The sequence below is a fragment of the Mesoflavibacter profundi genome, from assembly GCF_014764305.1.
Classification (GTDB): domain Bacteria; phylum Bacteroidota; class Bacteroidia; order Flavobacteriales; family Flavobacteriaceae; genus Mesoflavibacter; species Mesoflavibacter profundi.
In genome coordinates this window covers 795,998-808,787 of the sequence record NZ_CP061703.1, presented here as the reverse complement: position 1 = coordinate 808,787, position 12,790 = coordinate 795,998, and the positions used below count along the sequence as shown (strand labels likewise).

Below are 12,790 nucleotides of genomic sequence, written 5' to 3'. Positions count from 1 at the left end.
CTATGAGAACATTAGTGTTTGGAGATATACATGGCGGATTAAAAGCGCTAATTCAACTTTTAGAACGTGCAAAAGTTTCAGAAGAAGATCGTCTTATTTTTTTAGGAGATTACGTAGATGGATGGAGCGAATCTGCTCAAGTAATTCAATATTTAATAGCATTGTCTAAAACTAATACTTGTATTTTTATAAAAGGAAATCATGACGCTTGGTGCGAAGATTGGCTTAGAGAAAACTTGATAAATCAATCTTGGTATCAACATGGCGGAAAAGAAACTATTGAAAGTTATAGTTTTTTTTCAGATGAAGAAAAGCAGCATCACTTACAGTTTTTTGAAGCAATGCAAATGTATCACTTAGATGAACATGATAGGTTGTTTATTCATGCAGGATTTACATCTGTTCATGGTGTTGAAAGAGAATACCAAATTGAAAATTTTTATTACGATCGTACACTTTGGGAAATGGCAATAACCATGGATAAACGCATAGAAAAACACTCAGAATTATACCCAAACCGTTTAAAACATTACACCGAAATTTTTATTGGTCATACACCAACCATAAGATTTTCTCAAGATCAGCCAATGCATGCTGTTAATATTTGGAATGTAGATACTGGCGCAGCATTTACGGGTAAATTATCTGCAATAGATTTGGATACAAAACAGGTGTTTCAAAGTGATGAAGTTTATAAAATGTATCCTAACGAATCTGGTAGAAATACTAATCCTTATCGTTTAATTAAAAGAAAAAAATAATTTAATGTTTACTTAGTTAGGTGCTTAAACGTAAGGTTGTATAAATAGTTAAGACTAATAATCATCAAAATAAGTGATACTAACTAAACATCTTTAATATGTCTATAAAATATTTACAAACCATTTTATTTTCATTGCTATTTACAACCGCTTTTTCTCAAAATGTTTCAAATTTTAAAATAGAAGGTAATAAAAAACTAAAGACTTCTTTTATAAATAAAGTCTCTCGGCTTTCAGAGCAATCTGTGTTAGATTCAACTTTAATAGAAGAAGATATTAAGCTTTTAAAACGACTTCCATCTATTGCTCATGCAAATTATACAACTAAAAAACTAAAAGACGGATCTTATGAAGTGGTTTATATTGTAGAAGAAAATTTTACAATAATTCCTTCAGTAAATGTGTATACATCTAATGATGATGAGTTTGCGTACAGATTAGGATTGTACGAGTTTAACTTATTTGGTCAAAACATGACCTTTGGAGGTTTTTATCAAAAAGATATTTATAGCTCTTATGGTGTAAATTTTAGAGCGCCTTTTTTGTTTAATAGGAAATTTGGTCTTGCAGTAAATCATATGGATTGGCAAACACAAGAACCAGTGTTTTTTAATTCAGGAACTGTAAATTATAAATATCAAAATACATCTTATGAAATACTTGGTTTATATCAGCCAGATTTTAATAATCGACTAGAACTAGGATTAAACTTATTTAAAGAGAATTACGATTATCTAGAGGATCAAACCATATCAAACCAATTTAAAAATATTAGTGCTAATAAAGTGATGATTAAAGGACTTTATGAGTATAATAACCTTGACTTTGAATACCAATACGTAACTGGTTTCAAAAGTTTGCTAAATCTGCAATATGTAATCTCTAATAATGATGTCTTGCCAACATTTTTAATAGGTTGGAACGATCTTAACTATTACAAAAAAGTAGGAGAAAAAGGGAATTGGGCATCAAGATTACGATTAGGTTTGGCTACTAATAATGATAGTGCTTTTGCACCGTTTTCTTTAGACAATAATTTAAATATTAGAGGTGTTGGTAACACCATAGATCGTGGTACAGGCGCAATAGTTTTAAATACAGAATACAGACGTACTTTATATGAAAAAGGTTGGTTTGTGTTGCAAGGTAATGCATTTGTAGATGCTGGAAGTTGGCGAAATCCTGGTGGAAATTTTAGTGATTTTGTGGCTTCAGAAAATATTAGAGTTTTTCCTGGTTTAGGATTACGTTTTATACATAAAACTATTTTTAATGCTGTATTTAGAATTGATTATGGTTACGGAATTTCTAAAAACGATGCAAGAGGATTTGTGTTTGGAATTGGACAATATTTTTAAGAAATGTGCTTCTTGTAATACTTGTGCAAATCTATAGCCGAAGCGCCAAACCACTTTTTTAAATATATCATCCAAAAATGATATTGAAGTTTAAACACACCATGTTTTTTATATAACCTTGAAGAGGTAATTATAGGAGAATTAATAACAGTAAATTGATTGCAATCATATAACTGACTTATAAAAATATTGTCTTCGTAAATGATATAAGACTCATCAAAACCACCAATTTTGTTAAACAATGCTTTTGTAACAAATAAACTTTGGTCGCCACCACGACACGCTTTAAAATTAAATTTTGTAAACCAACCAGCCAAACGTAGCCACCAATGGTTACTATCAAATTTTAATCTAAAACAACCAGCGTGATTATCCTTTTGTATCTCATTTAAAATGAATTGATCAAAGTGTTTTGGAGGAAATGAATCGGCATGTAAAAAATATAATATAGTTCCTGTAGCAGCTTTTGCGCCAACATTCATCTGTTTGGCACGACCTTTTTTAGAATTCAGTAAGACAATTTTTGTTTTATCTTCAGCGTCAGTTCGAGTGGAATTTTCTGTTGAAAATTTTGTATCGAGAACTTTTCCTGCATCTCGATACAATTCTTCATTACAATCAGAATCACTCGATGTGACGTTGGTTATTTTTTCAACTATTTCAACCGAATTATCAGTACTTCCGCCATCAACAATAATAAGTTCTAATTGTTTTTTTTGTTTAGCGTTTTCAATAAGATGTTGAAGCAATTTGCCAATGTGTTCTGCTTCATTTAGCATAGGAATTATGATAGAAATTCTATTCATTTAAATTCCAGTTATAATCTTTGTAGTTAATTTTTGCGTCTTCAGAAATTGTAGTCGTAGTATATCGATTTATAAAATCAATAACAGTTCCGTTAGTTTCAAAATCTTTGCTAAACCACTTGAAAATTTTAGAGAGTTTTAATTGATTTTTAGTGATTTCATTTTTAGTGTTATCCGTCAGAAATGTTTTAGTAGCTTTAGTTAATTGAGCATCTAAAGTATTTGCTTTAAAAGCTTTGTTTTGAAGTTTAGGACAAGAAATTGATGCGCAAACAATAGCAAAATGAATACGAGGTTCGTTCATTTTTCTTAGAATATCGTGTTCAATTTCATCTAAATTATAACTGAGATTTGCAGTTTTCCATAATCGTTGTTTCCAAGGATTTTTTATGTCTTTGATAGATTTGATTGGGTAGTTGCGTACAATTAAATCTACAGTTAAGGCATTATAAAGATTAATCCAATAGGCTAGTTTTTCGTTTTTTGAAAGCTTATTAAAGTTTTCATTTTTATTGACTAAACTCAAAACATAAATGTAATCCAATAGTTTTTTGTGGTCGGATTTAAAACCTTCATAATTTACATTTCCATTGTCTGAAACATACTTTTTTAATAGTTCATCCCAAAGTAGGTGAATGTTGTTTGAAGTAGTTTTTTTTAACTCTTGGTTAAAATTATCCACTTGTTTTATTGAATCATTTGCTTTCTCTTTTTTTTGTTCTAAATCTTGAGAAAAGCCAAAAAACGTCCAACTAAAAATAAATAGGTACATAAAACATTTCATAATAGTTTTTTATTTTTTAGTTAAACGTTTTTAATGGTTAAATGTCGATTATCGACTAGCAGCATCCGCCACCATCGTAATGGAAGGTAGATTCGCTAATAAAAATATCATCTCTGCCAAGACTAGCTAAAGCTCCAGCAGTTTTATCGCAAATTGCTAACGGTTGATTTTTTAATAAAACGTGACCAGCTTTATCATCAAAATAATCCTCTTCACCATAATAAATAGCAGCTTTACCAGTAAAAATACATGGTCCATCTGCAGGCATTGGATCTTTTATAGCTGCAACTTCTATAGATTCTATATAGATTAGCTCGTCTGTTGGGTAATGTTTAGGATCTAAAATACGGTAAGGTTTTCTGGCTCTAATTTCGATAGTCCCAAAACCAGCATCGGTTAAAGCTTTTACATACTCAGCAATTGGTAAACTACCGCTTAAGCAAAGAGCACGTAATCTTTCGTCATTACGTAACGTATCATTCATTGGTTGCTCACAAGTTGGATCACTCATCACTAAACGACCATGAGGTTTTAAAACACGGTACATTTCGTCTATCGCTTTTTTTAATTCTTCAGCTTTAAAAATATTGAATAAGCAGTTTTGCGCTGCAACATCAATGCTGTTATCTTCAACAGGTAAGTTTAAAGCATCACCTTTTTTAAGGTCTACAAATTCACTTTTAAACCAAGAGTTTTGTGCTTCGGCTTCTTTAAAATTTTTACGTGAAGCATCTAACATTTCATCTACAACATCTACACCAATAACACCATTTTTTTGACGAGAAAAATAGGCGAATTGTAATAACTCCATTCCGCCACCAACACCAACGTAAAGTATTTTTGGGCTGTTAGTTAAATCTCGAGGATGAACGGTTGATCCGCAACCGTAATTCATCTCTTGCATGATTTTTGGGATTTTTAATCCTGGTAATTCCCAAATAGGATTTGTAGTACAACATAAGCCAACATCTGGTGTTAGTGCAGCTTCTTTGTAAACGTCTTTTGTGGTGTTTAAGTAACTCATAATTTATTTTCCTGCGTATGCAGGAATCTTTTTAACTGTTAATATCTTTTAAACGTTCATTTTGTCTTGATACAAAGCGAACCAAAAAATCATATTGAAATGAGGAATTTTTTATTCCTTTTAGAGGAATAAAAACCTAAAATTAAATCTAAATTTTCTCCAAGGTTTCAAAAATTATTAACGCTTTAATTTTAATATTCTGCATTTCAAAACTCAATGTTGAACATTGAATAGGGACTAGACTTTTTATCAAAAAAAAGTTATCCCAATATTTTAAGTTTTCTATCTTTTATCTTCAGTATTCAGTGTTAGTTTTGAATGCAAACTTTCTGCTAAATACTACCAACTATTAAAGTGTTTCTATTAATTCTTTAAAGATTGTAATCATATCAGGTTCGGCTTTATTTGCCATAGCTATGATTTCTTGTATATCTACTGGTTTTAGATTGTCAGGATCACATTCGTCTGTCAACACTGAAACAGCAGCAGCTTTTAAATTTAAGTGATTAGCGACTATAATTTCTGGTACGGTACTCATCCCAACAGCATCTGCACCAATTAATTTTAGCATTCTGTATTCTGCACGAGTTTCTAATTGCGGACCAACAACGCTAGCGTAAACACCTTCGTGTAAATTAATGTTGTTACGCTTAGCAATGTCTTTAATTTTGGCGTTAATTTCTAGATTGTAAGGCGCACTCATATCTGCAAAACGCTCGCCAAGTGCTTCTACACCTTGAAAAGCTAATGGCGAACTACCTTGTAAGTTAATATGATCGTCGATTAACATTATCTCACCTTTCTTATAATTTAAATTAATAGCGCCAGCAGCGTTAGAAACTAATAATGTTTTAATGCCTAATTTTTCCATCACTCTAACAGGGTAAGTTACATCTTGTAAAGTATAGCCTTCGTAGATATGAAAACGACCTTGCATGACAATTACTTTTTTTCCAGAAAGTGTACCGTAGATCAGTTTGCCTTTATGAAACTCGACTGTTGCAGTTGGAAAATGCGGAATATGATTGTAACTAACTTCGTGTATTATATCTAAGTGATTAGGTAATTGTCCTAATCCTGTACCTAAAATGATACCAACTTCTGGGTTGTCAAAACCTTTGTCCTTTAGGTATTCTACAGTTTTTTTTAAACTTTTTATCATTTGTTGATTAATAATTTTAAATCGTTATGTTTTTCTAAATCCTCAAAAAAATCAATATCGTTAAGGGTTTCTAACAAAAATACAGATTCTTCTTTTAAATCTTTTAAAGTGTCTTTTAAAACGGAATCTGTTCCCCAATTTTTATTTCTGAATAATTTAGGGTGAAATTGTTTCATTCCTAACAAATAATAGCCACCATCTTCAGCTGGTCCAAGCACGACATCATTAGTTTCTAAATCTTGAAAAGCTTGGTTGATGTGTTCTGTTTTTAAATCGTAAAGATCGCTACCAACAATAATAATTTTTTGATAGTTGTTTTTGAAACCATGTTTAAACGCATTTGCCATTCTTGCGCCTAAATGCTCTCCGGTTTGTTGGTGTTTTTGGTAAATAGTGCTGTCCCAAATATCATTTTCTCTAATTTTCACAGAGTAATAGACGGCTTTATCGCAATTTAATGGTCTTAAAACACTTTCGGTATGCTCTAATAATTTTTTATATATCGCTAAAGCGGAAGGATTGCCAATAGTTTTAGCTAACCTTGTTTTTACTTTTCCTAATTCTGGATTACGTGTGAATGTTATGATGAGATTTTTCTGATTCATTTAAAAAACTTTTTCACCTTTGATTAACCATTTAGACCAATTTTTGTCGTAAACATGTACTTTTTCGGTTGCTTTTTCATTTAAATCAAAAACTGAAAAATTGTTATTTTTCCATTCAAAAATACCGCCGTACAGATTGAACACATTGGTGTAACCTTCATCTTTTAATTGCTGAGCAATTTTTGCAGATCGTACACCAATAGAGCAATACACGACAATTATTTCGTTTTTATCAGAAATAAGTTGAGCTGTTTTTTCTATGTCGAAATTTTCAAAATCTACAAATACAGCATCTTTTAGATGACTTACTTTATATTCTTCAAAACTTCTAGCGTCTAAAATTTTAGCTTTTGTTTTTGGCATCGCTAATTCTTGAACACTTATATAAGGGATATTGTAATGATTGTGTTTTTTTAATACGTCATCTAAAGTTTTTTGAGCAAAACTTTGAAATCCTATTAGTGTGAATATGTATAAAAAAACTACTTTCATTTTAAGCTACTGTACCTTGACAACTACTTCCTGCGCCAGCAGTACAGCCATAACAATGTTGAGAAATTATGATGTCTCTGTTTTGTAAAATCTCTTCGTTATAATCGCTAATATGTTTGGCTTTACTAGCGACTTTTAAATCTAGCATTTGGTTAAAATCACAGTCGTATAAATAGCCGTCCCAACTTACTGATATAGTGTTTGTACACATCACATTGGCAACAGCTGTAGGATTAAATGCGTCTACTAAAGCATACATGTAATCTTCGTAATTATCACTAGCAATAAGGAAATCTAAAAATCTACTAATTGGTAAATTAGTAATGGCAAATAAATTATGAAATTGAATCCCAAAATCTTCAAGTAAAGCTTTTTTAAAGTCCTTTTCCATCGCAGCTTGATTAGCAGGTAAAAAAGCGCCAGATGGATTGTAAACCAAGTCTAATTTTAGATTGCTGTTTGGCATACCATAACCAATTGCATTTAAGTCTTTTAATGCTTGTATAGATTGGTCAAAAACACCTTCGCCACGTTGCTTGTCTGTTTTTCCTCTTGTCCAATGTGGCATTGACGATACTACATGTACATTGTGTTTTTTAAAGAATTCTGGCAAATCGTGATATTTTTTATTAGCTCGAATAATAGTTAAGTTAGAGCGAACAATAAAATCTTTAATTCCTGCTTTGGCAGCTTCTTCTACAAACCATCTAAAATTAGGATTCATTTCTGGTGCACCACCAGTTAAATCCAAAGTATGAGCACCAGTTGTTTTTATCACATCTAAGCATTGCTGCATAGTTTCTTTAGTCATAATTTCTTTTCGATCTGGTCCTGCGTCTACATGGCAATGCTCACAAACTTGATTGCACATATACCCTACATTAATTTGTAAGATTTCTAAAGGTTTTGGTTTAAGAGGAAATTGATTGCTTTCGGCAATTTTATCTTTAAAAGTAGGTAATTCGCCATTAGCAAAAATGCCATTAGACAAAATTTCTAGCTGTTTGTTGGTTTTAGCTAATTCACTTTCACGTTTTTGTAAAGATTGGTTTTTTAATTTTTTTTTAGACATAAATTAACCTTCTAATTTATTTACTTTATTCATCATTTGTACACCATGCACTAAAGATGCACCGCCACGAATTGCGCCTGCAACATGTAATGCTTCCATCATTTCTTCTTTTGTAATCCCGCGTTGTAATCCGTCGCCAGTATAAGCATCTATGCAGTAAGGACATTGAATCGTGTGAGCAACAGCTAAAGCGATTAAAGATTTTTCTCTTTCAGTAAGTGCACCTTCTTGAAAAACAGAATTGTAATAATCAAAAAATTTGGCGCCAAGCACTTCATTCCATTCAGAGATTTTTCCAAATTTTCTTAAATCGGCAGGATCATAATAGGTTTTTGACATAGTTAGTGTTTAAAATAGTTACGTAAAAAGTGAAATTACAGTTTTATGTCGAAAAAAATAAATACTTATTACAATTTTGGAAAATAAATTGTCAAAAACCAAAAAACCCGAACAATTTGTTCGGGTTTTTAGTGGTGGTGCCTCCAGGAATCGAACCAGGGACACAAGGATTTTCAGTCCTTTGCTCTACCAACTGAGCTAAGGCACCAGTTGCATTATTGCGGATGCAAATATATGTTCATTTTTAATATTGACAAAACAATTTTAATAAAAATTATAAATCTATTTATTTTATTCTAGTTTAATGGTTATAAGGCGTTCTGTTTCAATATTATAAATTAATTAAGAAAATAATTGAATGCGTTTTGTATTTTTAGCACTTTATTTTTAAAGATGAATTTAATCGTAGATGTAGGTAATACCTATATTAAACTAGCTGTTTTTAGTGAATTAACTTTAGTTGAAAAAATAGTAGTTACCGAAGAAGACTTGATTGTTAAGTTAAATGATATTAAATCTAAATATGACGTTATATCGCATGCTATAATTTCTTCAGTCAATAATTTTTTAGAATCAGGATTAAAATTTTTGAAAGAAAATTATAGTGTTCTTGTTTTAGATCATAACACTAAAATTCCATTTAAAAATTTGTATTCTACACCTAAAACTTTAGGTATAGATAGAATTGCTTTAGTAGCAGCATCAGTAAACTTATATAAAGATAAAAATGTATTGGTGATAGATGCTGGTACTTGTGTTACGTTTGATTTTATAAATGATAAAAATGAATATTTAGGTGGTGCTATTTCACCAGGAATTAGAATGCGATATAAAGCATTACATAATCAAACAGCAAAATTACCGTTATTAGAAACAGAAGTGCCGCAATTTTTAATTGGAGATTCTACTTCAAATTCAATTCATAGTGGAGTAATTAATGGAATTGTTAAAGAAATAGATGGTGTTATTCAAGAATATTCAGAAAAATATACCGATTTAACAATAATTTTAACAGGAGGAGATACTTATTTTTTGTCTAAACAATTAAAAAGTAGCATATTTGCCAACTCAAATTTCTTGCTGGAAGGCTTAAATTTTATTTTATACAACAATATAAACGAATGATTAAAAAACTTTTAATAGTTTTTATTGCTTTAGTAGCAATTCAAAGTAATGCGCAACAAGGAGGCGGATCGCCTTATTCTTTTTATGGAATAGGAAGTTTAAAATTTAAAGGATCTGTAGAGAATAGAAGTATGGGAGGAATGTCTGTATATAAAGACAGTATCCATATTAATTTTGCAAATCCTGCTACATACGGAGACAATAATATAGCAACTTTTGCTAATGAAAGTCATCCAGTAAAATATACTGTAGGAGGAAGTCATAATACATCTTCTTTAAAATCTCAGTCAAGTTCGGATAATTCAACTACTACGTCTTTTGATTATTTGGCTTTATCAGTACCAGTAGGAAAATTAGGTTTTGGATTTGGTTTATTACCATATAGTACTGTTGGATATAAGTTAGAAACTACAAACGCTTCAGGAAATCCTGCAAATAGATACGAAGGAGAAGGAGGTATAAATAAAGTGTTTTTATCTGCAGGTTATCAAATTTCAAACGCTCTTAGTGTTGGAGTAAATGCAGATTATAATTTTGGAAAGATAGAGAATAGCGCGATAGAGTTTGCCTATAATACAGAAGGAGGAATATTATCTTACCAAGCCAAAGAATATAATAGGTCAGATTTAAGTGGTTTAAATTGGAACTTTGGATTGCATTACAAAAAACTATTCACAGATAAATTAGAATTTCAAGGTTCGTTAACGTATTCGCCTCAAGCAAATTTAGTCTCTAAAAATGAAAGAACATTCTCTACAATTGTGTTAGATTATAGTACAGGAGCAGAAGGAGAAGTTAATGCAATTGAGGCAGATTTAGCAAGTAACGGTCTTGATGAAACAACATTAATTTTACCATCTAAATATAGCGTTGGCGCAGGTATAGGAGAGCCACGTAAATGGTTTGCAGGTCTAGAGTATAGTGCGCAAAAAACAAGTAACTTCAATAACCCATTATACGATAATACAGGTACTACTTTTGAAGATGCTTCAAAAATATCTATTGGTGGATTTTATATTCCTGAGTATAATTCGTTTTCAAATTACTGGAAAAGAACAGTTTATAGAGCAGGATTGCGCTTTGAGAATACAGGTTTAAACATTAATGATCAAAGTATAAAAGAGTTTGGCATGTCTTTTGGAGTAGGATTACCAGTTGGAACACCAAGAAACCCATTCTCTAATGCTAATATAGGTTTAGAGTTTGGAAAACGAGGAACAACAGATGCTAATTTAGTTAAAGAAAACTTTGTTAATATTAACATTAGTCTATCGCTAAATGACAGATGGTTCCAAAAAAGAAAATACGATTAAAACAAGATAAATATTAAAGATTATGAAAACTAAGATTACATTAATCATCGCTTTGTTCTTTGGGTTAAGTTTAGGATTTGCTCAAAACGAGCAAGAATGCGGTACAAAACTGTCATTAATGGCAGAAGCAGCAAAAGCAGGTAGTTTTGATTCTGCTTATGAGCCTTATAAATGGCTAAGAGAAAATTGTCCAAAATATAATTTAGCGATATACCAATACGGAGAAAAAATATTAGAAAATTTTATCGAAACTAAAGCAGATAAAAAAACTTATATAATTGAGTTAACAGAGCTTTGGAATGATAGAGCACAATATTTTCCTAGTAAAACAAAGGTAGGAGATGTAATGGTAGATGCTTGTTTATTAAAGTACGATAATAAAGATGTTTTAGGTTTAAATTCTCAACAACTATATGATTGTTTTGATAACGCTTACAAAACAGATAAAGAAAACTTTAAAAGCACAAAAGGATTATATGTTTACTTTAAATTAATGGTAGATCTTTATGATGCAGGTCAAAAAACAGATCAAGAATTATTTGATAAGTATGATGATGTTGTAGAAAAAATTGAAGATGAAGTAGAGTATAACTCAATCCAATTAAATAAGTATTTAGCAAAAGAAGAAGCTGGAACAGCTTTATCTGCAAGAGATGCTAAGTATAAAAAATATCACGGACAGATGATTGATGCTTTTGATAAAGTAACTGCTGGTGTAGATAAAGAATTAGGAGATAGAGCAAACTGTTCAAACTTAATCCCTTTATATACTAAAAACTTTGAGGCAAATAAAGATAACTCAGTTTGGTTACAAAGAGCATTAAATAAAATGTTCCAGAAAGAGTGTACAGACGATCCTTTATTTATTAAAATAGTAGACAGAAAGTACGAATTATCTCCAGATGCAGATACAGCTTACTACTTATACTTAAAAACAGGAGAGCAAAAGTACTTAGATCAAGCAATAAGTTTACAAACAGATCCATTTAAAAAATCTAAGTTAGTTTACAAGATTGCTTTAGGATTAAAGAAAAAAGGAAGTTTTGGGCAAGCTAGACAATATTTTACAGAAGCTTTAAAATTAAACCCATCTAACAAAAACCCACATATGCATATTGCAGAAATGTATGCAAAAAGTGCAAACAATTGTGGTACAGATAGCTTTAATAAAAGAGCAGTATTCTGGTTAGCAGCTCAAGAAGCTAATAAAGCAGGAAACTCTAGTGCAGCGTCTAGATATAACGCATTAGCACCAACAAAGTCAGAAATCTTTAATAAAGATATGGCAGGAAAAACAATTAATATTGGATGTTGGATAGGTAGAAGCGTTTCAGTGCCTAAATTATAATGCAAAAAAGCAATATACATATTATCATAAACTCGGTCATAGCTTTTGCTATGACCTTGTTTTTTAGTTGTAAGGGTAAGTTAGACGATGTAAAAAAGTTAAATTTATCAGACAACGAGCCTGTAGGAATATCAGATAGTATAAATGTAAAATATACAGATTCTGGTAGATTAGCAGCCAATCTAGTTAGTCCTAAAATGTACGATTATAGTAATCTTAGTTTTTCTTACAGCGAATTTCCTGACGGAATGGTACTTTATCTTTACGATAAACAAAACCAGCAAACTACCATAATTTCAGATTATGCAATAGTATATAACGATACAGATTTAATCGATTTAAGAGGAAACGTTATTGCAGCAACTCCAGAGTTGGATACACTATATGCAGATCAATTATATTACGATCAAACTAAACAATGGTTATTTACTAATCTACCGGTTACTTTTAGATCTAAAGACTATGTGACTAATGGAGAAGGTTTTGACTCTGATAGAGATTTTACAAAAGCCGAAGTCTTAGGCGTAACAGGACAATTTGCTGTTACAGAATAGCCAATCGCCTTTTACTTTTTTACTATATTTACATTAAATTATAACTT

General features: G+C 30.9%; 14 protein-coding genes and 1 tRNA gene. 6 read left to right on the top strand and 9 right to left on the bottom strand.

The annotated features are described in order from the left end of the window. The first annotated feature begins 2 nt into the window (after positions 1-2). Entirely contained in the window at positions 3-761 is a 759-nt protein-coding gene (locus IFB02_RS03755) for a metallophosphoesterase family protein (protein ID WP_106686848.1), read from the top strand. Positions 762-859: 98 nt separating this feature from the next. Continuing rightward, positions 860-2,119 (top strand): POTRA domain-containing protein, encoded by a 1,260-nt coding sequence (locus IFB02_RS03750; protein ID WP_106686849.1) that lies wholly within the window; start codon positions 860-862, stop codon positions 2,117-2,119. Here IFB02_RS03750 and IFB02_RS03745 read toward each other — a convergent pair. The 9 genes from IFB02_RS03745 to IFB02_RS03705 all read right to left on the bottom strand — a co-directional run bounded on the left by IFB02_RS03745 (position 2,116) and on the right by IFB02_RS03705 (position 8,611). Beyond that, entirely contained in the window at positions 2,116-2,925 is an 810-nt protein-coding gene (locus tag IFB02_RS03745) for a TIGR04283 family arsenosugar biosynthesis glycosyltransferase (protein ID WP_106686850.1), read from the bottom strand. The two genes, IFB02_RS03750 and IFB02_RS03745, sit on opposite strands and share 4 nt — an antisense overlap. After that, complete coding sequence (locus tag IFB02_RS03740; RefSeq protein WP_223878869.1) at positions 2,918-3,697, bottom strand: DUF547 domain-containing protein; 780 nt, start codon at positions 3,695-3,697, stop codon at positions 2,918-2,920. Before IFB02_RS03740 ends, IFB02_RS03745 begins: the two co-directional genes overlap by 8 nt. A gap of 67 nt (positions 3,698-3,764) precedes the next feature. Further along, the gene (gene arsM, locus IFB02_RS03735; protein ID WP_106686852.1) at positions 3,765-4,733 is read right to left on the bottom strand and encodes an arsenosugar biosynthesis arsenite methyltransferase ArsM; all 969 of its coding nucleotides are present in this window, start codon (positions 4,731-4,733) and stop codon (positions 3,765-3,767) included. Between the two features lie 349 nt (positions 4,734-5,082). Next, on the bottom strand, positions 5,083-5,895 hold the full coding sequence (locus tag IFB02_RS03730; RefSeq protein ID WP_106686853.1) for a purine-nucleoside phosphorylase: 813 nt from the start codon (positions 5,893-5,895) through the stop codon (positions 5,083-5,085). Further along, positions 5,892-6,500, bottom strand: a complete 609-nt coding sequence (locus IFB02_RS03725; protein WP_106686854.1) for a TIGR04282 family arsenosugar biosynthesis glycosyltransferase — start codon at positions 6,498-6,500, stop codon at positions 5,892-5,894. Before IFB02_RS03725 ends, IFB02_RS03730 begins: the two co-directional genes overlap by 4 nt. Next, positions 6,501-6,992, bottom strand: a complete 492-nt coding sequence (locus IFB02_RS03720) for a rhodanese-like domain-containing protein (protein WP_106686855.1) — start codon at positions 6,990-6,992, stop codon at positions 6,501-6,503. It lies immediately after the preceding gene. A 1-nt stretch (position 6,993) separates the two neighbouring features. Beyond that, complete coding sequence (gene arsS, locus IFB02_RS03715) at positions 6,994-8,064, bottom strand: arsenosugar biosynthesis radical SAM (seleno)protein ArsS (protein ID WP_191073063.1); 1,071 nt, start codon at positions 8,062-8,064, stop codon at positions 6,994-6,996. Between the two features lie 3 nt (positions 8,065-8,067). Continuing rightward, a complete protein-coding gene (locus IFB02_RS03710; RefSeq protein WP_191073062.1) occupies positions 8,068-8,403 on the bottom strand; it encodes an arsenosugar biosynthesis-associated peroxidase-like protein in 336 nt (111 codons plus the stop codon). Positions 8,404-8,535: 132 nt separating this feature from the next. After that, positions 8,536-8,611, bottom strand: a tRNA-Phe gene (locus tag IFB02_RS03705). A 185-nt stretch (positions 8,612-8,796) separates the two neighbouring features. Here IFB02_RS03705 and IFB02_RS03700 point away from each other — a divergent pair. Genes IFB02_RS03700 through lptC form a run of 4 tightly spaced genes read left to right on the top strand, consistent with a single transcriptional unit; the run spans position 8,797 to position 12,743 of the window. After that, positions 8,797-9,528 carry a type III pantothenate kinase gene (locus IFB02_RS03700; RefSeq protein ID WP_191073061.1) on the top strand — a complete coding sequence of 244 codons (732 nt, stop codon included), beginning with the start codon at positions 8,797-8,799 and terminating at the stop codon, positions 9,526-9,528. Further along, positions 9,525-10,841 (top strand): hypothetical protein, encoded by a 1,317-nt coding sequence (locus IFB02_RS03695; protein WP_191073060.1) that lies wholly within the window; start codon positions 9,525-9,527, stop codon positions 10,839-10,841. Before IFB02_RS03700 ends, IFB02_RS03695 begins: the two co-directional genes overlap by 4 nt. A 22-nt stretch (positions 10,842-10,863) precedes the next feature. After that, positions 10,864-12,189 carry a tetratricopeptide repeat protein gene (locus IFB02_RS03690; protein WP_106686860.1) on the top strand — a complete coding sequence of 442 codons (1,326 nt, stop codon included), beginning with the start codon at positions 10,864-10,866 and terminating at the stop codon, positions 12,187-12,189. Continuing rightward, positions 12,189-12,743: an LPS export ABC transporter periplasmic protein LptC gene (gene lptC / locus IFB02_RS03685; RefSeq protein WP_191073059.1), complete on the top strand. Its 555-nt coding sequence runs from the start codon at positions 12,189-12,191 to the stop codon at positions 12,741-12,743. Before IFB02_RS03690 ends, lptC begins: the two co-directional genes overlap by 1 nt. The last annotated feature ends 47 nt before the right edge of the window (positions 12,744-12,790 follow it).

Coding starts and splice junctions, on each gene's coding strand:
- lptC (WP_191073059.1), top strand. CDS start 12,189: ATGCAAAAAAGCAATATACATATTATCATAAACTCGGTCATAGCTTTT.
- IFB02_RS03755 (WP_106686848.1), top strand. CDS start 3: ATGAGAACATTAGTGTTTGGAGATATACATGGCGGATTAAAAGCGCTA.
- IFB02_RS03710 (WP_191073062.1), bottom strand. CDS start 8,403: ATGTCAAAAACCTATTATGATCCTGCCGATTTAAGAAAATTTGGAAAA.
- IFB02_RS03750 (WP_106686849.1), top strand. CDS start 860: ATGTCTATAAAATATTTACAAACCATTTTATTTTCATTGCTATTTACA.
- IFB02_RS03730 (WP_106686853.1), bottom strand. CDS start 5,895: ATGATAAAAAGTTTAAAAAAAACTGTAGAATACCTAAAGGACAAAGGT.
- arsS (WP_191073063.1), bottom strand. CDS start 8,064: ATGTCTAAAAAAAAATTAAAAAACCAATCTTTACAAAAACGTGAAAGT.
- IFB02_RS03690 (WP_106686860.1), top strand. CDS start 10,864: ATGAAAACTAAGATTACATTAATCATCGCTTTGTTCTTTGGGTTAAGT.
- IFB02_RS03740 (WP_223878869.1), bottom strand. CDS start 3,697: ATGTACCTATTTATTTTTAGTTGGACGTTTTTTGGCTTTTCTCAAGAT.
- IFB02_RS03720 (WP_106686855.1), bottom strand. CDS start 6,992: ATGAAAGTAGTTTTTTTATACATATTCACACTAATAGGATTTCAAAGT.
- IFB02_RS03700 (WP_191073061.1), top strand. CDS start 8,797: ATGAATTTAATCGTAGATGTAGGTAATACCTATATTAAACTAGCTGTT.
- IFB02_RS03745 (WP_106686850.1), bottom strand. CDS start 2,925: ATGAATAGAATTTCTATCATAATTCCTATGCTAAATGAAGCAGAACAC.
- IFB02_RS03725 (WP_106686854.1), bottom strand. CDS start 6,500: ATGAATCAGAAAAATCTCATCATAACATTCACACGTAATCCAGAATTA.
- arsM (WP_106686852.1), bottom strand. CDS start 4,733: ATGAGTTACTTAAACACCACAAAAGACGTTTACAAAGAAGCTGCACTA.
- IFB02_RS03695 (WP_191073060.1), top strand. CDS start 9,525: ATGATTAAAAAACTTTTAATAGTTTTTATTGCTTTAGTAGCAATTCAA.